Source organism: Brevibacillus brevis (assembly GCF_031583145.1).
Taxonomy (GTDB): domain Bacteria; phylum Bacillota; class Bacilli; order Brevibacillales; family Brevibacillaceae; genus Brevibacillus; species Brevibacillus brevis_E.
Window position 1 is genome coordinate 1,827,189 of record NZ_CP134050.1, and the last position, 19,336, is coordinate 1,846,524.

The window sequence follows — 19,336 nt, forward strand, 5'->3', positions numbered from 1 at the left end:
CTAGGGGTTGCCGAATCGCCCAAATATTGGGTACTATTTTCCTGATGGCGATGTCCACAATACGACGGATAGGGGTGCAGGGGACGATGGAAGAAATTCGGCCGATTTCACTTGAGGATATCCAGGATGTTGTCAACATTACCGCGATGGCGTATCCGGGAAGCAATCTCCTTTCGCCGGAAAACGGGAAAAGGTTTGAAGCGCGTGTGCGGGAGACGCTGGAGAACGACCAGACGGCCAGCTTTCACGGCCTTTTTCGCGATGGGCGCCTGATCGGCGTCATGAAGTGGTACGACTTCTCGATGAACGTCCGTGGCAGCATGATGCTCACGGGAGGCATCGGCAGCGTCGCGGTCGATTTGCTTCACAAAAAGGAAAAAGCGGCGAAGGCCATGCTGCAGGGGTTCCTTGCGACGTACCGCGAGCGCGGGATCAGCCTGGTGTCGCTGTATCCGTTCCGCGTCGATTTCTACAGGAAGATGGGGTTCGGAGCAGGGACCAAGGTCCACCAATACCAGATCCTGCCCGCGAGCCTTCCTTTTACGGCAAAAGACAAGGTCGTCTACCTGGGACAAGGGGACCGGGAGCAAATCCTCGCCTGCTATCAACGCATCGTAAGACAGACACATGGCATGATCAAAAAAACGGAGCACGAGCTGAAGGCTTTTCTGGAGCAGCCGGAGCAAATCGCCGTCGGGTGCAAAAGGGATGGCCGCATCACAGGCTACCTGGTATTCCAGTTCCGCCGCTCTCATGAACAGAATAGGCTGCAAAACGACATCGTCGTCAAAGAGTTTTTGTACGAGGACCGTGAAGCGATGGCACAGCTGCTGTCTTTTTTGCACAGCCAGGCGGATCAGGTGCACCGCATCGAACTGACGACGGCTGATGACGATTTTCACTTGCTGCTCGCCGATCCGGGCAATGGCACGAACAGACTGCTTCCCAGCGTCTACCATGAGAGTCATGTCTCCGGCGTCGGACTGATGTACCGGGTGATCGATGTTCCGGGGTTTTTCCATCAATTGTCCGAGCAGCGCTTTGGCAGGGAAAGCTGTCTCTTGCGGCTGAACATCCGCGATTCGTTTTTGCCGGAAAACGAAGGAAGCTGGCTGGTCGATTTTCGGGAGGGCCGTCCCCATTTGGTGGAGAATGGTCAGGCCGATGTCGAGCTGACGATGGACATCTCGGATTTTTCCTCCCTCGCGATGGGGGCGGTCAGCCTGCGCAAGCTGCACATGTACGGGCTCGCAGAGGTCGATGAGGAAAAAGCGGTCCCTGTGCTGGACAGACTTTTCGCGGCAACGGAAAAACCTCGCAGTACCACCCCGTTTTGATCAAACAGGAATTGTCACAATATAGACACAAAAGCGGCATCTTTTCTGGACCCCCTCCATATCATGGTACAAAATGGGAGGGGGTCCTTTTCGTGATCTATTTGACCTTGGTGATCTTTTTCGCCTTCTTGCTGGTTGTCTGGTTTGTGGTCAAACTCCTCTTCCGCCTGGAACGCCGCGATTCAATCACGTACGACCAGCGTCAGCTGTGGGAACATTATGATGTGAGTAAGCAGGACATGCGTTTTCCGAAGCAGAAAAAATAAAGGGTGAGGGAAGCGCCGATGCCGATCATGGGCGCTCTCCTGCCTGGCTTGGCCAGGACGAATGCTTCGGCTGCGTCAGACTTCCGCAGAAGGCTGGCCGTGGTGATTCCCAAAAAAAGAAGGTGAGCGATATGAATGGAGGAACCGAGGGACATCAGCGGGAGTACTTTCGTCTAAAGCTGGATCATCCTCTCTGCGCCGACATGACGATCGTGCTCATCAAAGGAAAAACGATGGAAATTGGCAGTGCCAAAGTACTGATCGATGACTTGGGTGCAGGGGGATTGCGCTTCTTTTCCCATTTGAAGATGCCGGCAAACGATCAGCTCGTTCTGCAGTTTGATACGGTTCTTTGCGGACAGCCGTTGAAAATGTACGGCCATATTGTGCGGACCCAAGCTTGGGAAGAACGCTATTATGAATACGCAGTACGTTTTACGATGGAGGAAGCCCAGCATCTCGAAATCAACCGTCTGGTAAACCGGCTGGCCATCCGATACCGCAATCGGAAAGAGCTCGGAGACGGACCGTTTTGGCGGGGGGACCCGCGCGCATTTTTAGATCAGCAGGCCGAGCTCTCCATGCAAACCAACCATTCGTAGACAATCAGCTCCTGCGTCGGGCACGAAATCCCGACGAGGAGCTTTTTTGTTTGACAGTAATTAAACGAAATGATAAATTGTCTACTATAAAACAAACAAAAGAAAGTAGTGTTTGGAAAGTGGCGCTAACTGAACAGTTTTGGGAAGCTTCCATGGAGGAATGGAAGGCGGGGTACCAGGAACGGAAACACGACTACTTCTGCTTGCTTTGCGGCGAAACCGTCGAGAAGGGGATCATCTACCCGGTTGGAGAACGCTTGTACGAAGCGGCGAGGTACATGGCGCACCACATCGAGGAAGTGCACGGCTCGGTTTTTGACTACGTAAGCCGGCTGGATAAGCGGATCACCGGCCTGTCCGATCATCAAAACAGCTTGATGCGCCTGTTTTACCGCGGTTTGAGCGACCAGGAGGTGCAAAAGGAGCTGGGGATCGGGAGCGCATCCACGATCCGCAATCACCGCTTTGCCCTGAAAGAGAAGGAAAGGCAAGCGAAAGTGTTTCTGTTGATGATGGAGCTGCTGAAAGAGACGGGCAAAAAAGCGGCTCATGGGAATGCGGCTCCGGGCAAAAAACAGGAGCGGCAGACGCCATTCACCGAGGCGGAGCAAGCAGAAGCCATGCGAAAGTACTTTCCGGAAGGCGAGTTTGGCCCTTTGGCCGCATTCCCGCGCAAGCAGAAACAGCGGCTGGTGGTGCTTGGTGAAATCGCCAAGCGGTTTGATCCGGGTAGAACCTACACGGAAAAGGAAGTCAATGCCATTCTCGAAGCCATCTATGATGATTACGTCACGGTGCGGCGATACTTGGTTGATTACTCGTTTCTGGGCCGGAAGCCGGATGGAAGCCAGTACTGGGTGATAAACAAAGGAGAGGAGCAAGAGACCCCGATGAATCGAAAACAAGAACTGAAGCAGATGTACAAGGAAGCGAAAACGGAGGCGGGAGTCTACCAAATTCGCAACACGGTCAATGGAAAAGTGTGGATCGACGGGACGATCAACCTGAAGACGATGAACGGGAAGCAGTTCATGCTCAAGCACGGTTCCCATCCGAGCAAAGCGCTGCAAAAAGAGTGGAACGAATACGGAGAAGAGGCATTCGCATTCGAGGTGCTGGAAGTGCTGGAGCAAAAAAGCGATCCGTATTTCGACGCTGCAGACGCTCTGGAAAAGCTGGAAGAAAAGTGGCTGAACAAGCTCCAGCCTTACGGAGAGCAAGGCTACAACGAGAGGAAGAAGCGGTGAAGGCTGCCTTTGTGGCAGCCTTTTTTCCGTAAAAAGGAGGGGGGAAATAAGAAGGTGCTATCCGCTGGAAGGCTTGGCCTTGTCTTCTGCATCCTCGTCCCTGTGAACGCCATCGTCAAGCAGATGGAACCGCTCGAGCTGGTCCCGCAGCCCTTCGCGAAGCAAAATCTCTTTTTGCTTTTGGCCGATCAGATCATAATGGGGAAAGGGAGGGCGGTCGTGGATGTAGGCTGGATTCAATCCGTTTGCCAGGCACCATTCCGTCAGTGTGCGGCGATTCGCACACCCCACCTTGGTGACTGTCTTGATCCCGGGAAAGCGGGGATCGATCCAGTAATGGGTCAGATAGGCGATCTCTTCTCTCGTCACCGCTTCCTTCCAGCGATTCAGTTCTTCCCGTGTAATTCCAAAAGCCACGTCGATTCATCCTTTTGCATTTGCATAGGGTCGGTTTTCCCTATTATAGCAGAACAGGCAGACACAAAAAGACAGACTCCCGGAGCGGTACAGAAGGGAGTCTGTCTTTTCGCATGGCATTACCGAATGCCTGGCGGAAGAGCAGGCGGGATGTAGTTCAGCTCTTCATCGGATGTGATGTAGTCCGTGTGTACCATGAGCAGCAAATAGCGTTTGCCTGTTTGCGGATCGCTGAGGATGATGTGGTCGCGTCCCGCAGTCTCCAGCACGCCTCGGAAAATTTTGGCGTTCCATTGGCTGTTGTTCTCAAACGTTTGATACACGGTGATGACTTTGCCGCGGTTCAAGCGCAAAATGTTTTCGATGTAAGACTCCTCGACGAATTGACCCGGGGCAAAAGGGACGCCGGGAATAGCCGAACCGCTGGGCTGCATGGGCACCATCTGGGGCTGCTGCTGTTGCTGCTGTTGCTGCATCCCGAACGGATACTGGGTCGACGGGTACATGTCATATCCGTATTGCGGGTACGAAGGGTATGGCATTTGTTGACTCATGATGAACTCGCTCCTTTATCTAGCCTTCTCTAGTAGACGCGTGGACATTCTGACGGTTTTGGAACGAAGAAGCAGTGTGCTTTGTAGCGTCCGACATTTTGTTGATCCCACCAGGTTGGCGGACAGGCGCCTTGAGGGCGGAAAAACCATAAGGCATTGGTAGCGGGGTGTGTCCGTTCTCCGTTGATGACGCGTCTGGCCAGACGCTTATCTTTTTCGCGGGCAGGTTGGTAGAAATACGACTTTTGTACCGATTCGTACCCGCCCGGAGATTGATACACCATGTCGCGCATAGTCCGGATGTTTTTAAAGTCCAGGCAATTGCCAAGAATCCGGTTTACTCCGACATTGCCGACCATCAGCATGCCAAGCTCGCCTTCACTTTCCGCTTCTGCCCGCAGCAATCGGGCCAGCAAATCCACATCGCTGGAGTTCGCTTTGATTACGGCCATTGCTTCACCTCCTCCTCCAAAACTGACAATACCAATATATGGGCGGGAGTGTGATCGGTGATTGCCGGAAAGAATTTTTCCGGGCGGCTTGTCGGACGACGTCAAAAAGACGCAAGAAAGATCCGTTTTCGTTTTATGGAAAAAATAAGAAAAACGGACTATGTTTGAAACGACGCCGCATATAGTAGATTTGTATTAATCAAATAATTCAGATAATTAGGAGGGATTGCCTTGACCGATGACAAAGCTCGATCAACATCCAAAGGGGGACATGCCCCATTGCTGCTGCGAATGTCCATCCTGTCAGCGCTCGCCCTGACAGCCGTACTGCCTTCGCAGGCACTGGCGGCCCCTGGCCAAATGGCAGGTTTTTCACCCGAAAAAGAGAAGTGGCAGCGCTCCTATGAAAAGGCGTTTGCGGGGATGGTGAGCAAGGAGTCCGTCGCCAAGTTCTCCAAAGACTTGAGCGTACGCCCTGGGGTCGTGGGTACCCCCGGAAATGCCGCCAACGTCGATTATGCGGTGCGGGAGCTGAAAAAAGCGGGACTCAAGCCGGAAGTGAAGACGTATGACGTGTACATGTCCGTACCGAAGAAAATTGCGGTCACCCAGACCTACCCACAGAAGCGGGAGCTCCAAGTCATGGAAAACCTGCCGAAAGGGACGCGCTATGCATCGGATGTCATTCCTGGCTACAACGCCTATTCGGCGTCCGGAACAGTCGAAGCGGAGATCGTCTATGCCAACTACGGAAGGCCGGAGGATTTTGCGGAGCTGGAGAAGCGGGGCATCTCCGTCGAAGGAAAAATCGTCATCACTCGCTACGGCGCCAATTTCCGTGGAGTGAAGCCGGAGCAAGCGGAAAAGCGCGGAGCGATCGGCATGCTCATCTACAGCGATCCGGCCGACGACGGATACAGCAAAGGAATTGTCTATCCCGACGGGCCGTGGCGACCGGCTGATGCGATTCAGCGCGGGAGCATTTTGTACATATTCCGTTATCCTGGCGATCCGCTGACTCCGGGCGAGCCATCGACCGAGGGGACCAAACGTCTCGATCCCGCGGAAGCGGCGTCGCTGCCGGGAATTCCGACGACACCTCTGTCTTACGGCGAGGCACGCCCCCTGCTTGAGGCGATGGAAGGGGAAGAGGCTCCCGCTTCCTGGCAAGGCGGCTTGCCGTTCACCTACAAAATTGGCCCTGGAAAGACCAAAGTGCGGATCGATTTGAATATCGAGTACAAGAATCAGCCTGTCAACGACGTGATCGTGCGCATACCGGGAGCCAAGCATCCCGAGCAAACCGTGGTGATCGGCGCCCATCGCGATGCGTGGGCATACGGGACCAGCGACAATACGTCGGGCTGGACGACGACGCTGGAGATCGCTCGCGTGCTGGGGGAAATGGTGAAGAAGGGCTGGCAGCCGGATCGGACCATCGTGCTGGCGGGTTGGGATGGTGAGGAGTACGGGCTGCTGGGCTCCGTGGAATGGGCGGAAGAACATCGAAAAGAACTGACGGAAAATGCAGTCGCGTATATCAACATGGATGGAACGGGCGGCCAGTTCTTCGGTGCAGGCGGGGTACCGTCACTGAAGCAATTGATTTACGACGTCACCAAGGAAGTGAAGGAACCGAGAAGCGGATCTTCCATTTACGATGACTGGTTCGTGCGTTCCGGCCGCAAAGAGCCTTCCGTCGAGCAGCTCGGCAGCGGCTCGGACTACACCCCGTTTATTCAACACCTGGGCATTCCTTCCATGGATTTGGGATTCGGCGTGTCGGGCGGACTTTATCACAGCGCCTACGACAATCAGGATCTGATGGACCGCTTCATCGATCCCGGCTACGAGCACCAGGCAGCGGGCTCCCAGCTCGTGGGCATCGCGGCTTTGCGTCTGGCGAACGCCGAGGTCATCCCGCTCCAATACTCCGCATACGCTGCGGACGTCGTGAGCTTGCTGGAAGAGTTCGCCTCGAAGGGGACGCTAGGCGTAGATTTGGCTTTGGTGATCGCACAAGCGCGCGAATGGCAAGCCGCATCCACTGAGCTGGAATCGCTGGCCCAGCGAATGATTGCGGATGGCGTGACAGCGGAGGAGCAAAGCCGATTGGAGCAGGTCAATCAAGCCCTGATGAAGCAGGAGCGCGATCTGATCGTATCGGAAGGGCTGCCCAGCCGACCTTGGTACAAGCACCAGATCTGGGCGCCGGGACTGACGACCGGCTATGCGGCACAGCCGCTGCCAGCCCTGGCGGAAGCGGTACAGGCAGGGGATGCTGCAGCGGTCAAACAGGCAGCCGACCGTCTAGCTGCCGTCTTGAAAAAAGCGACGGAGACGGCCCGGGCGGCTCAATAGGAAAAAGCGTCCATCCGCATCAGGCGGCTTGGACGCTTTTTTTACGGCTGCACGTCACGGGCATCGGTCACGAATACCGCTTCCTGCGTTTCTTCCAGATGACCCAGGCAATGGCGACCAGTGCGCCAATTCCTAAAATGGTGACTTCCAAATATTCGTCGAGAAGAATTTTGGCATGTTTTCCGTAAAAGTGAAACAGCGTGCCGATCAGAAAAAATTTCAATCCCCGCCCAATGATGGCGAAGAACATCAGCTTGGTCAGCGAGTAGTTGAAAACGCCGCTCAGCACGGTAAATACCTTGAAGGGGATGGGCGTAAAGGCGCCGATCAAGACAGCGGCATCCCCGTTTTTGGCAAACTGCTCCGTTGCCAGAGTCGTCCATTTGTCGGGAAGCAGCTTGCGCAACAGTGGTTTTCCCAGCCATTTTCCCAGCATGTAGCCGATCGGTGCGCCGAGGATGGAAGCCGTAAAAGCGACAGTCGCATACCGCAGGGCGGAGGCGGGATCGAGCAGGCTCATTGCAATCTGCATAAAAAAAGGCGGGATTGGACTGATAAACGAGTCCAGGAATGCCATGCCGAAGAGTCCCCATATTCCGTAATGCATAAAAAGTTGCGTGATTTGTTCCAGCATGGGCATCTCCTCACGAAATTTCCTATCTTGCCATTATACAGGAAAGATTCAGGTTTCAGTAGTTAAGATATGCCGGATTGTCCAAACTCAGCACCAGCTTCTAGGACCGGACACTTTCGGACATACTGTTAGAGATTTTCCAATTCCTTTCCGTATACGCGAGAAAAAGGAGGAGCAAACACTGATGCATACCCATCCGTACGGAGCGCACGAAGTGATCGAACTGCATGAAGTGCTGAACGGAGCGATAGACGCCATCAATACCGCTTATTTGTACGCTCCGTTCATTCGCGACCCCGAGCTCATGCAGGTGGCACACCACCAGTTGCAGTTCATGCAGGGAGAGTACAATAGTCTGGTCTACACGGTACAAGGCCTGGGAGCAGGGGAGCAGCTCGCCTATCGCCCTGTCCGCACGTTCCCGACGGCAGGCATCGCGCAGGCGTTTTCCCCGCAAGCGGGCGTGCCCCAGCCAAATCCCGGAGGTATGGATGACCGGGATGTTGCTTCCGTGTTGCTTTCCCTGCACAAAAACGGTGCCAAATTGAAAATGGCGGCGGCGCTGGAGGCCGGCCACCCGCAAATCCGCGACCTGCTCTTGCAAGGGGCGGTCAACTGCGCCCACCAGGCGTACGAAGTGTGGGGATACATGCAGCGCAAAGGGTACTACATGTGGGCTGCGATGCCGGAAGCTGCGAACGCGCAGCTCCTGCGAGGCTATCAACCGTTGCGGTCACCGGGGGAAGCCGCTCAGCAGCCGGCGAAAGCCGTCCCGGCGGAGTCGGCCGCGGAGAAAAACCCCGTTTCCGCCCAACTCATGCGGGAAGCCGCTGGACCGGGGAGAGTGGAGCCCATGGAACAGCCCCTTACTCCCGTCAATGCCGCTCCCGCTTTTTCTCCTTCCTCCTACCGGCAAGAGTACGAAGGAACAGAGGGTACTTCGTTGGCTGCAGAGGCCGTTCAGACCCAAGGAGTAGAGATGGACGGAGCCATCTACCAGCAAACGGAAGGAAAACAGACCCGGAGTCGCAAAAAAAATCCGATTTCCGATTCTCCCCTTGGTTAATAAGTCCCGTTTTTTCGTTGACGGTAGGAAAGATTATCCACTACTATAAAGAAAGATAGAGGACATACAACCGTGGGAGGGGCACATGAAAACGCTGGGTTCGGGGAAAGTCACCTTTTATGCACCGGATGGCACCCATTTGCAGTTGACGGGAGAAATTGACGTGCGCGGAGATCGCGTCTCTGTGACGGAAATCATCTACTTTAACGGACAGCCGAATGGTGCACGGGAGACGAATCTTCCGCTTGCGCAAACGGTTATTTACTGGGAACCGGAAGTTTACGAGCAAATCGGATTCGAATAAGACAGGGATTCCTGAACAGACAACCTTGCCTCAAGGCAGGGTTGTTTTTTTTGTAAGGCGCTATGTAAGTTTTTACACGCTTTGCACCCCCGGTTATAGCCGGGGTGGTCCAAGTGTGTTATCATGTGGAGTGGAATTTACGTAGGAAACAAGGAGTGATCCTTATGATCGACAGCATTTTGGAGCGGGCACTCGCAGGCGAACGCCTGGGCCTGGAGGATGGCTTGGCCTTGTTTGCAAGCGATCAGATTGAAAAGATGGGGCACTACGCCAACCTGATCATGCAGAAGCACCATCCGGACCCGATCGCGACCTTTGTCATCAGCCGAAATATCAACTACACCAACATTTGTGACACGTATTGCCGTTTTTGCGCTTTTTATCGTCCGCCTGGATCTTCCGAAGGATACGTTCTCCCCAGAGAAACCATTTTCCAAAAAATTCAGGAGACCGTCGACGTGGGCGGGACGGAAATCTTGATGCAGGGCGGCACCAATCCCGATTTGCCGCTCGAGTATTACACGGATCTGCTGCGTGCCATCAAAGAGCGCTTTCCGAACATCACCATGCACTCCCTGTCCGTGGCAGAGGTCATGAAAATTGCCGAGATTTCGAAGATGTCGGTAGAAGATGTACTGCGTGAACTGAAGGCAGCCGGACTGGACTCGCTGCCGGGAGCCGGAGGAGAAATTTTGGACGACCGCACCCGTCGCAAGATTTCCCGGTTGAAGGGCTCGTGGAAAGATTGGATCGATACCCAAAAAGCAGCCCACCGCGCCGGATTGCCAGGTACCGCGACGATGGTTATCGGTTTTGGCGAGGAAATGGAGGAGCGCGTTCTTTCCCTGCTGCGCATCCGCGAAGCACAGGATGAGACGCACGGCTTCAAGGCATTCATCGTCTGGACGTTCCAGCCTGACAACACCAACATGAAGGCGGTCAACAACACGCCTGAGGAGTATCTGAAGACGCTGGCGATCAGCCGTCTGATGCTCGACAACGTGGAAAACTTCCAATCCTCCTGGGTGACGATGGGCCCAGAATACGGCCAGCTGTCCCTGTCTTACGGGGCGAACGACTTCGGTCAGACGATGATGGAAGAAAACGTCGTATCGGCCGCTGCATGTACGTACAAGGTCAATACGAACCAAATCCTTGAGCTGATCCGCGGGGCCGGCAAAATCCCTGCGCAGCGCAACACCCAGTACGACATCCTGCGCGTCTTCAAGGACGGCGAGATGGCGGAGAAAGATTTCGTCATGCAGAACTAACCAGCTAAAGAGCAGGATGCCAGCACGCTTCTCGATCGTGATTTCCTCGGAGATCCCGATAGACGAGCGTGCTTTCTTATCTTCCTTTGTTTCCAACCGTTTAAAAGTATATCGCTCCCCCGTGGACATATACTGTAACTACAATTGCGGTTGGGGGGATGGTTATGCAGACGTTCCGCGTATTGCTGGAGAATGTCCCTGCGCATTGTGGCACGTATCGCGCCATCTTGCAAGAGATGACGGAACGGGTCAACACTGCACCGGTGCGCATTACATACAAGGAGCAGGAACAGGACGAATACCGCCTGTTCCACTTTCAGAGCTGGTGCGAAGAGGAATACGATGCGCAGACCATTGATTGGGCCAGAGCCTTTGTCGCATTGACCTTGGCCGAATGGATCATGCAGGTCAAGGAACCGGAGATCGTAGAGGAGATGGCGGCTGATTTGCTTGAGGCCGAGCAGCTGGAAGAAGAATGGGCCGACATCCTCCCGTATGTGACGAGAAGCTGCCAGGAGCATGAACCCGATGGCAGGGAGCTGTTTGCGGCGACGACCCGCAAGGCAAACGTATACCGCAAAGCTTTCACGTTTTTGGAGCAGGAGCGGACGATCAACGTTCTCGGATTTGTCCGTTTTCGTTTGCAGGATCACTGGAATGAGCTGTTCGAGCTCGTCGAGTCGGGAATTGACGATTATCTGGAAGACAAGCAATACCAGGAATTTGTCGAGCTGCTGCGATACTTCATCGCGGTTCAGGAAACCAAGCAGGAAGTAGTGCACGTCGTTCCTAGTGTGGACAAACCTTTCCATCTCTATGACAAAAAAGGGGAGCGGCTTTGGCTCGACCAGCTGGATGTCGTACTCAGCATGGACGAACAAAAATGCCGGGACGAGGATTATTTGATCAGCGCGCTGGTGACGCTCGCACCGGAGACGATCGTGCTGCATCTTGCGTCAGACAGGCCTGGGCTGATTCAGACGATCCGCAGCATTTTCGAAAGCAGGCTGAGCACCTGCCAGTCTTGTCCTCTCTGTTTGACAAGCAGACGTCTACTTGACGTGCACAATCCCACTAAACTATAATAGCATCAACAACTTCACATCACGGATAAATACGATGAGAAGGACATGGACGATATGAAGGTCGCTTCAGAGAGGCGGGACTTGGCTGGAAGCCCGCTGCGAACCCATATGGATCTACCCCCTTTGAGTAGCAGCCGGGAACGAAGGCGACGCCTTCCAGTATCGGTGCGCCGGTGTAAAACCGTTATTGTTCCATGAGGAGTCTGTTTCGGCTATGCCGACAGGCTTGAAGTAGGGTGGTACCGCGAGATGACACTCGTCCCTTTTTGGGATGGGTGTTTTTTTATTTTCTTTTACCAATCTCAATTTCAAAACAGGAAGGAAGAACCAATCGTGGCACAAATCAATGTGACTTTCCCGGATGGAGCAGTACGGCAGTACGAGGCCGGGATTACTATCGAAGACATTGCCGGTTCCATTAGCGCCAGCTTGAAGAAGAAAGCCGTTGCCGGCAAGAAAGACGGCAAGGTAGTGGATCTGTACACCCCTCTGCACGAGGATGCGGCGATCGAGATCGTGACCCTGGATTCCCAGGACGGTGTGGAAGTGTATCGCCACAGCACCGCGCACTTGCTCGCTCAAGCGGTGAAACGCCTCTACGGCAAGGAAGTCAAATTCGGGATCGGTCCTGTGATCGAAGACGGCTTCTACTACGACATGGATATCCCGGTGTCCCTGACTCCGGAAGACCTCGGCAAAATCGAGGCGGAAATGGAAAAAATCGTGAAGGAAGACTTGCCGATTCGCCGCAAAGTGGTCAGCCGCGAGGAAGCGACGAAAATTTTCCAAGAAATCGATGATCATCTGAAGCTGGAGCTGATCCGCGACCTTCCGGAGGACGCAACCATCACGCTGTACGAGCAAGGCGAATTTTTCGACCTTTGCCGCGGACCGCATCTGCCGTCGACTGGCTACATCAAAGCGTTCAAGCTGATGAACGTAGCGGGCGCCTACTGGCGCGGCAAATCGGATAACCAGGTGCTGCAGCGCGTCTACGGCACAGCCTGGCCGAAAAAAGCCGAGCTGGAAGAATACTTGCACTTCCTCGAAGAAGCGAAAAAACGCGACCACCGCAAGCTGGGCAAAGAGCTGGGGCTGTTCATGTTCTCTGAAGAAGCTCCGGGAATGCCGTTCTATTTGCCAAAAGGCTTTACGGTCCGCAACGAGCTGGAGCAATTCTCCCGCCGCCTGCAGCAGCTGGCGCAATACACCGAGGTGCGTACGCCGTTCCTCATGAACGAACGCCTCTGGCATCAATCCGGCCACTGGGATCACTACCATGAGAACATGTACTTCTCCGAGGTGGACAATGCGACTTACGCATTGAAGCCGATGAACTGTCCGGGCCACATGCTTATTTACAAAAACGAGATGCATTCCTACCGCGACCTGCCGATCCGCTACTCCGAATTCGGGCAGGTGCACCGTCACGAATATTCCGGTGCGCTGAACGGGATGCTGCGTGTGCGCACCTTCTGCCAGGACGATGCCCACGTCTTCGTCCGTCCTGACCAGATCGAGAGCGAAATCAAGGGCATGATTCAACTGATCGATACGATCTATAAAGTGTTCGGCTTCGAGTACAGCGTGGCTCTGTCCACTCGTCCGGAAGATTCGATGGGCTCCGATGAGCTGTGGGAAATCGCGGAGAGCTCCCTGAAAAAAGTGCTGGAGGAATCCGGCATGCCTTACGATATCAAGGAAGGGGACGGCGCATTCTACGGTCCGAAGATCGACTTCCAGATCACAGACGCGCTGAAGCGCCGCCACCAATGCGGTACCATCCAGCTGGACTTCCAAATGCCGGAGAAATTCGACCTGACCTACGTGGGCCAGGACAACGAGAAGCATCGCCCTGTCGTACTGCACCGTGCCATGTACGGTTCCATGGAGCGATTCATCGGCATCCTGATCGAGCACTATGCTGGGGCTTTCCCGGTGTGGCTGACTCCGATCCAGGCTCGCATCATGAATATCAGCGAGGTACACGTTCCGTACGCGGAAGAAGTCAAGGCGAAGCTGCAGCAAGCAGGCATCCGCGTCGAGCTGGATGCGCGCAACGAGAAAATCGGCTATAAAATCCGCGAAGCACAAGTGGATAAAATCCCATACATGCTGGTCATCGGGGAGAAAGAAATGGCTGATGGCACCCTGTCTGTGCGCAGACGCGGTGTAGGCGACGAAGGTGCGATGAGCGTAGATGCGTTCATCGAAAAAATTCGCGCGGAAATCAACGAAATGAAATAACGCCGTCCGGCGCAAACAAAAAAGGGCAGCCCCTTCCCACGGAGGGCTGCCCTTTTTATTGCCTTAGCATCTTGTTCATTGCACCGCCTCGTTTACTTCGCCGATTCCAGAGTACGGAAACCTCCCTCTTTGGCGGCCGTCAAGGCGTTTTTTACCGGCCGGTTCACCAGATATATTCCCAGACAGATGCACAGCATGCCTGCCAGTGTGTACCAGTGCAAGGTCTCGCCGAGCAAGCCCCAGCCTGACAAGGCGCCGAACATCGGAATGAGGAACAGAAAGGCGTTGGCTTTCGCCGGATCGGCGTTTCGCAGCACGTAATACCAGGTGATGAACTGGAAGATCGAGCTCATGAGAATCATCCAGCCGATGATGAACACTTCCCGGAAGAGCTGGGAGGGATCCCAGACGAAGAACGGCTGTTCAAAAAACGGGCTGGCGATCAGGAGAAGGATCCCGCCGAAGAGCATCTGATAAGCGGCGAGGACGTACGAATCGTACGCTTTGCCCCAGCGTGCTGTCAAAAGAGTAGCCAAGCCCCAGGCCATACCTGCTCCGAGGGCGTACCAGAATCCCACTTGCCAATCAAGCTGAAACCCTTGGGACATCGCTACGCCTGCAAAACCGATGGCGACACCGACCCATTGCAAGGCGTGATAACGGGTTCGGAGCACAAGGGCGCTGAAGACGATAAACCAGATCGGATTCGTCGAGGAAAGGATCGAGGAGCTCCCGGATGTGATTGTCTTCATGCTGATGTAGATGCCCGTCATCACCAAGGCGGATTGGAACAGGCCGATCGTCGCTACCTTCAGCCAGGAAACGGCGCTGCGCGGGTGAGGGCGTTTCAGGATGAAGGGAAGCATGAGGAGACCGGCCCCGATGAAGCGAATTGCCAACAAAATAAAGGGAGAGCCGAACGACAGAGCCATTTTGCCGATCGGAAAATTCAGGCCTGCCACCAGCATCGTCGATACCGTCATCATCAAAAGTCGAGGATTCATTTCGTCATCTCCTTGGTTGCGTCTTGGGATAGTCACAGTGTAGTTCAGACCTTCCATCACGCAAAATAATCAGTTAAGATGGTAGGTATCAACCAGGATGATGGCAAGAGCGGGAAAGGAGATGAGTGCGATGGAGAGCGGGGATTTGAAAATTTTCCAGGCGGTGGCGCAGGAGGGGAGCATCACGAAAGCGGCGGCAAGGCTCGGATATGTGCAGTCGAACGTGACCGCGCGGATTCAGCAATTGGAGACGGAATTGAATGCGCCGCTGTTTTATCGTTCCAACAAAGGGGTCATTCTCACGTCAGCCGGTCAAAATCTGCTGAAGTACGCGGACCAGATCCTCCATCTGCTGGAGGAAGCCCGTTTGTCCACCCAGGACGACGGGGAGGAAGTCGGGGGACAGCTGCGTATCGGTTCTCTGGAGACGACCGCCGCCGTCCATTTGCCGGGGATCATGCTGGATTACCACAAGCGGTATCCGGGAGTAAAGCTCTCGCTGGTCACTGGGCATACGTCGGAGCTGATCCAAGACATTCTCGACTACAAGCTGGATGGAGCATTTGTAAGCGGGCAGTGGGACCATCCCGATCTGGAGACGCTCTGTGCCTTCAAGGAAGAGCTTGTCCTGATTTCGGAGCCGACGGATGCGGATTTGCAAGAGGTGCTGAGAAAGCCCTTGCTTTTCTTTGGCAAGGGCTGCTTTCACCGGGACCGGCTGGAACAATGGCTGCGCGAAGAGAATGTCGGCCCGCTGAACATCATGGTATTCGGGACGCTGGAGGCGATCATGGGGGGCGTATCGGCAGGGCTGGGGGTCTCCTTGCTCACGCGGTCTGCCGTGCGCAGCTGGGAGCAAGCCGGGAAGGTGCAAAGCTATCGCATCCCCGAGCGGTACCGAAATTCCATCGTCAGCTTCGTCTTCCGCCGCGATTTGCTCAGGACGAGCGCCTTTCACCGGTTTTTGTGCCATGTGCAGAGAATCGCAGAGACTGTGGCAGGTGGAGAGTCTGCCTGAAGGTATGTCGACGAATGCCTGGGCGGCCGTGAAGTTCGTGAAGCACGCTGACCTGGCGAACGGGCTGTTCAGTGACCGACGTACTTCGCATACAAGCTGCGCGCAACCGTCAGGTCATCTGTGCCTTGTATCAGCATGCGCCCGTCCTGGAAAAATACGAGCGTATGTCCCTCTATATGAAAGCGGAGCAAAAAGCGGTTGTGCTCCACAGGGCCGAGCGGTTCAAACCTTCTGGCCAGGGAAGGTAAGTCGATGGGGCTGTGTCGAGCGGGCCGAATCTGAACCGTGTCCCGGCCGCAGAGTACGGCGAATTCCTCCGAGTGGACCATCGGCGTATCCAGATAGTCCAATTGCTTTCGCACGCAGGCCAGACAGTCCGGATTGCGTCCATCCGAGATGGAAAGCTGGTCGTGGTCGTTTTGCCAAATGTCGATCTGCTCCAGGTAAGGATTCAGCTCGCTGGCGGCCCCGACCAGCAGCTTGAGCGCTTCCGCAGCCTGATACGAAGCGACGATCGAAACGAGCGGACCGAGGACGCCTACCGTATCGCACGTCTCTCCCCTTCCGGCAGGGGCGTGGGGAAACAGGCAGCGGAAGCAGGGAGTGACGCCTGGGAGGATGACGGCGAACATGCCGCGAGAACGGACAGCCCCCCCGTATATCCACGGAATGTCATGGCGAATGGCGACGTCATTGATCAAGTAGCGTACCTGAAAGTTGTCAGTGCCGTCCAGAATGAGGTCGACATCAGCGAGAAGAGACTCGGCGTTGCCTGCGTGCAGGTCGGCGATGATGCCTTCGACGTTCACGCCGGAGTTGATCCGCCGCAGCTTGCGGGCCGCGGCGACTGCCTTTGGCAAATGCTCTTGTGCGTCATTTTCGTCATACAGCATCTGCCTTTGCAGGTTGCTTTCCTCTACAAAATCGCGGTCGATCATCCGGACGTGTCCGACGCCGGCCCGAACCAGATGATCGGCTATCACCGTTCCCAAGGCCCCCATCCCGACGATGGCGGCCTTTTTTTTCGCCAGTTGTTCCTGGCCGCTCACACCGATGGGTGCAAACAGCATTTGCCGGGAGTAGCGGGTGTTGTTTAGATCCATAGGCCAGCTCCTTTCCATCCTTCAGCATATCATCCGACCGGATACGAAATCCCGGAGCTCGCTCGTGGCTGGGCGTTGAAAAAATGCATCTGTTCCCGCCCATTCCGCGATTCGCCCCTTGTATAAAAAGAGGCACTCTTGGGCCAGTCTCTTTGCCTGGGGAAGGTTGTGCGTGATCATCAGGATGGTCGTCCCCTTTTGGCGGTGGACGGTCTGGATCACCCGCTCGAAAATGGAAATATTGTACGGATCGAGGCTGGCGGTCGGTTCATCCAGCAGCAGCAGCTCCGGTTCGCAGACCAGTGTCCGAGCCAGGGCGATCCGCTGCGCTTCGCCTCCGGACAGCGTTTGGGCACGCTGTGCGCTGAGGTGGGAGAGCTCTACCAGTTCCAAGGTTTCCATCACGAGCCGGCGTATGCTCTCTTTGTCCACTTTTCGATACTTCAGACCCAGTGCGACATTTTCGAATACGGTCGTCTGGAACATGGAAGGCTTTTGGGCGACAAAGCCCATTTTTCGTTGGATCGGCACGCCTTTTCGATAGGAGAGGGACGAAAGGTCCGCCTCGCTTCCAAACAGGTGCATGCTCCCCCGTGACGGTTTCACGAGCAGGTTTACCACCCGCAGCAGCGTGCTTTTCCCCGCTCCGCTTGGCCCCACAATACCGTAGAAACGTCCTTGTTCGAACCGGGCCCGTTCCACCAGCAGCACTTGCCGTCCTTCGTACGCGACCTCGAGATCGCACAGTTCCAATCGGTTCATGTTTCACCTCCGCCCGGTTTTCATTTGATTCAGCACGCCCGCGATCAAAAAGCTGTTGAACAAAAAGCTGATGGCCAGCAGGATGAGCCCCAGCTGCAAGCCGGCGGTAAAGTTCCCGGTCCTCGTCTCCAGGATGATCGCCGTCGTCATGACACGGGTATGGTGCTCGATGTTCCCCCCGACGAGCATGACTGCTCCCACTTCGGAGATGGCTCTGCCAAATGCGGCTGCGACACCCGACCATATCCCTCCCCGAGCCTCCTTGACAATTGTAATCATCAGCTGATAGGGACTGGCGCCGAGGCTTTTGGCCGTTTCCCAGTAAGTGCGCTCTTTTCCGTGTACGGCAGACATCGTCAAACCGGCAAGGATCGGGGTGACAAGCGCCACCTGGGCGATGATCATGGCCTCGGCACTGAATAGGAGGTCGAGCGAGCCGAGCGGACCGTAGCGGGAGAGGAGCAGGTACACCACCACGCCCACCAGGACTGGCGGAAGTCCCATACAGGTGTAGATGAGCGCTACGATCAGCCGTTTTCCGGGGAAGGTGTACAGCCCGAGGCAAGCACCCAAGGGGATGCCGATCACCATGCCGATCAGAACCGAAGAAGTCGTGACCTGGAGGGAGAGCCAAATGACCTCCCAGACGTCCTGGGTAAGCATCATGGAAAACGGCTCCTAGCGCTTCTTCGCGTCGGGAACGAACAAGCCTTTCCCGTACTCTTTTTCGCCGAACTGCCCGATCAGCTTTTGGCCTTCTGCCCCAGTGAAAAACTCGATCAGCTTCATTCCTTCCTCTTGCTTCGTCGAGGATTTGACCTGGATGATCCCGTACGGATTCAAAAGAGACTTGTCGCCTTGCATCACGATATCCAGATGGAGCTTGCGGGACAGGAAGGTCGCCTCGTCGGTCAATGTATACGCCCCTTTTTCGTCGGTCATTTGCAGTGTCTCTCCCATGCCTTGTCCGGAGGAGAGATACCAGGACTTGTCCGGCGTGATGCCCGCTTCTTTCCATATTCCTTTTTCTTTTTTGTCCGTGCCGGAATCGTCTCCGCGGGAAATGAACACAGCCTTTTTCCCGGCGATTCTTTCAAAGGCCTCCTTGGCGGTCTTCGCCTGCTTGACGCCGGCGGGATCGTCCGAGGGACCAACGATGTAAAACTGGTTGTACATCACGTCATAAGCATTGATCCCAAATCCTTTCGCGACGAATTCATCCTCCGATTTGCGCGCGTGTACCAGCAGGACGTCGGCATTGCCGTCTTCCCCCAGCTTGATGGCTTGTCCGGTACCGACTGCGACGACCTTTACCTTGATCCCGGACTCTTTCTCGAAAATCGGGAGCAGGTAGTCAAGCAAGCCGGAATCCTGGGTGCTTGTCGTAGTCGCCAGGACGATTTCCTTGGCTTCTTTTGTCGCGGGCCCCGGAGCGGGTGCGGGGGCAGGAGCAGCCGAAGAGGAAGCCGCCGGAGCAGACGAGGTGGAAGACTGCGGCGCCTGCGAGGAACAGGCGGAGATCAGCAAGAGAAGAGACAACAGGAGAAATGCCGTGAAAAAACGCAATTGCTTCATCATTTCCACTCCCATGTTCAAGGTAAAATCG

20 protein-coding genes and 1 other annotated feature are annotated in these 19,336 nt (G+C 55.2%); of the genes, 11 read left to right on the forward strand and 9 right to left on the reverse strand.

Annotation, left to right across the window (positions count from 1 at the left end; translation table 11 throughout):
- Positions 1-86 precede the first annotated feature (86 nt).
- The 4 genes from RGB73_RS09155 to RGB73_RS09170 all read left to right on the forward strand — a co-directional run bounded on the left by RGB73_RS09155 (position 87) and on the right by RGB73_RS09170 (position 3,452).
- On the forward strand, positions 87-1,337 hold the full coding sequence (locus RGB73_RS09155) for a GNAT family N-acetyltransferase (protein ID WP_310771156.1): 1,251 nt from the start codon (positions 87-89) through the stop codon (positions 1,335-1,337).
- A 92-nt stretch (positions 1,338-1,429) separates the two neighbouring features.
- Complete coding sequence (locus RGB73_RS09160) at positions 1,430-1,603, forward strand: hypothetical protein (RefSeq protein ID WP_310771158.1); 174 nt, start codon at positions 1,430-1,432, stop codon at positions 1,601-1,603.
- Positions 1,604-1,734: 131 nt separating this feature from the next.
- The gene (locus RGB73_RS09165; protein ID WP_310771160.1) at positions 1,735-2,205 is read left to right on the forward strand and encodes a PilZ domain-containing protein; all 471 of its coding nucleotides are present in this window, start codon (positions 1,735-1,737) and stop codon (positions 2,203-2,205) included.
- A gap of 152 nt (positions 2,206-2,357) precedes the next feature.
- Positions 2,358-3,452: a DUF2087 domain-containing protein gene (locus RGB73_RS09170; protein WP_310771162.1), complete on the forward strand. Its 1,095-nt coding sequence runs from the start codon at positions 2,358-2,360 to the stop codon at positions 3,450-3,452.
- Positions 3,453-3,509: 57 nt separating this feature from the next.
- Here the strand turns inward: RGB73_RS09170 and RGB73_RS09175 are convergent, their stop codons facing one another.
- The 3 genes from RGB73_RS09175 to RGB73_RS09185 all read right to left on the reverse strand — a co-directional run bounded on the left by RGB73_RS09175 (position 3,510) and on the right by RGB73_RS09185 (position 4,875).
- The gene (locus RGB73_RS09175; protein ID WP_310771164.1) at positions 3,510-3,869 is read right to left on the reverse strand and encodes a hypothetical protein; all 360 of its coding nucleotides are present in this window, start codon (positions 3,867-3,869) and stop codon (positions 3,510-3,512) included.
- Positions 3,870-3,988: 119 nt separating this feature from the next.
- Positions 3,989-4,423 carry a spore coat protein GerQ gene (gerQ, locus tag RGB73_RS09180; protein WP_310771166.1) on the reverse strand — a complete coding sequence of 145 codons (435 nt, stop codon included), beginning with the start codon at positions 4,421-4,423 and terminating at the stop codon, positions 3,989-3,991.
- A gap of 29 nt (positions 4,424-4,452) precedes the next feature.
- Positions 4,453-4,875 carry a cell wall hydrolase gene (locus tag RGB73_RS09185; protein WP_310771167.1) on the reverse strand — a complete coding sequence of 141 codons (423 nt, stop codon included), beginning with the start codon at positions 4,873-4,875 and terminating at the stop codon, positions 4,453-4,455.
- A gap of 231 nt (positions 4,876-5,106) precedes the next feature.
- On the opposite strand from RGB73_RS09185, the gene RGB73_RS09190 reads away from it, so the two are divergent.
- Positions 5,107-7,236: a M28 family metallopeptidase gene (locus tag RGB73_RS09190; RefSeq protein WP_310771168.1), complete on the forward strand. Its 2,130-nt coding sequence runs from the start codon at positions 5,107-5,109 to the stop codon at positions 7,234-7,236.
- 67 nt (positions 7,237-7,303) lie between these two features.
- On the opposite strand, the gene RGB73_RS09195 is transcribed toward RGB73_RS09190, so the two are convergent.
- Positions 7,304-7,870 (reverse strand): YqaA family protein, encoded by a 567-nt coding sequence (locus RGB73_RS09195; protein ID WP_310771170.1) that lies wholly within the window; start codon positions 7,868-7,870, stop codon positions 7,304-7,306.
- Positions 7,871-8,054: 184 nt separating this feature from the next.
- Between RGB73_RS09195 and RGB73_RS09200 the strand changes: the two genes are divergently transcribed.
- The 5 genes from RGB73_RS09200 to thrS all read left to right on the forward strand — a co-directional run bounded on the left by RGB73_RS09200 (position 8,055) and on the right by thrS (position 13,843).
- Positions 8,055-8,936 (forward strand): spore coat protein, encoded by an 882-nt coding sequence (locus tag RGB73_RS09200; RefSeq protein ID WP_310771172.1) that lies wholly within the window; start codon positions 8,055-8,057, stop codon positions 8,934-8,936.
- An 85-nt stretch (positions 8,937-9,021) separates the two neighbouring features.
- A complete protein-coding gene (locus RGB73_RS09205) occupies positions 9,022-9,240 on the forward strand; it encodes a hypothetical protein (protein WP_310771173.1) in 219 nt (72 codons plus the stop codon).
- A 164-nt stretch (positions 9,241-9,404) separates the two neighbouring features.
- Positions 9,405-10,511, forward strand: a complete 1,107-nt coding sequence (gene mqnC / locus RGB73_RS09210; protein WP_310771175.1) for a cyclic dehypoxanthinyl futalosine synthase — start codon at positions 9,405-9,407, stop codon at positions 10,509-10,511.
- A gap of 164 nt (positions 10,512-10,675) precedes the next feature.
- Complete coding sequence (gene ytxC, locus RGB73_RS09215) at positions 10,676-11,596, forward strand: putative sporulation protein YtxC (protein ID WP_310771176.1); 921 nt, start codon at positions 10,676-10,678, stop codon at positions 11,594-11,596.
- Positions 11,597-11,621: 25 nt separating this feature from the next.
- Positions 11,622-11,863 (forward strand) — a binding site (T-box leader).
- A gap of 66 nt (positions 11,864-11,929) precedes the next feature.
- On the forward strand, positions 11,930-13,843 hold the full coding sequence (gene thrS, locus RGB73_RS09220) for a threonine--tRNA ligase (protein ID WP_310771178.1): 1,914 nt from the start codon (positions 11,930-11,932) through the stop codon (positions 13,841-13,843).
- A gap of 92 nt (positions 13,844-13,935) precedes the next feature.
- Here thrS and RGB73_RS09225 read toward each other — a convergent pair whose 3' ends face one another.
- Positions 13,936-14,847 carry a DMT family transporter gene (locus tag RGB73_RS09225; protein WP_310771179.1) on the reverse strand — a complete coding sequence of 304 codons (912 nt, stop codon included), beginning with the start codon at positions 14,845-14,847 and terminating at the stop codon, positions 13,936-13,938.
- 130 nt (positions 14,848-14,977) lie between these two features.
- Between RGB73_RS09225 and RGB73_RS09230 the strand changes: the two genes are divergently transcribed.
- A complete protein-coding gene (locus RGB73_RS09230; protein ID WP_310771181.1) occupies positions 14,978-15,865 on the forward strand; it encodes a LysR family transcriptional regulator in 888 nt (295 codons plus the stop codon).
- 68 nt (positions 15,866-15,933) lie between these two features.
- Here RGB73_RS09230 and RGB73_RS09235 read toward each other — a convergent pair whose 3' ends face one another.
- The 4 genes from RGB73_RS09235 to RGB73_RS09250 are packed head-to-tail and all read right to left on the reverse strand — an operon-like array spanning position 15,934 to position 19,308.
- The gene (locus RGB73_RS09235) at positions 15,934-16,968 is read right to left on the reverse strand and encodes a ThiF family adenylyltransferase (RefSeq protein WP_310771183.1); all 1,035 of its coding nucleotides are present in this window, start codon (positions 16,966-16,968) and stop codon (positions 15,934-15,936) included.
- A 21-nt stretch (positions 16,969-16,989) separates the two neighbouring features.
- On the reverse strand, positions 16,990-17,730 hold the full coding sequence (locus RGB73_RS09240) for an ATP-binding cassette domain-containing protein (RefSeq protein WP_310771185.1): 741 nt from the start codon (positions 17,728-17,730) through the stop codon (positions 16,990-16,992).
- Between the two features lie 3 nt (positions 17,731-17,733).
- Positions 17,734-18,396 carry an ABC transporter permease gene (locus RGB73_RS09245; protein WP_310771186.1) on the reverse strand — a complete coding sequence of 221 codons (663 nt, stop codon included), beginning with the start codon at positions 18,394-18,396 and terminating at the stop codon, positions 17,734-17,736.
- A gap of 12 nt (positions 18,397-18,408) precedes the next feature.
- Positions 18,409-19,308, reverse strand: a complete 900-nt coding sequence (locus RGB73_RS09250; RefSeq protein ID WP_310771188.1) for an ABC transporter substrate-binding protein — start codon at positions 19,306-19,308, stop codon at positions 18,409-18,411.
- Positions 19,309-19,336 lie beyond the last annotated feature (28 nt).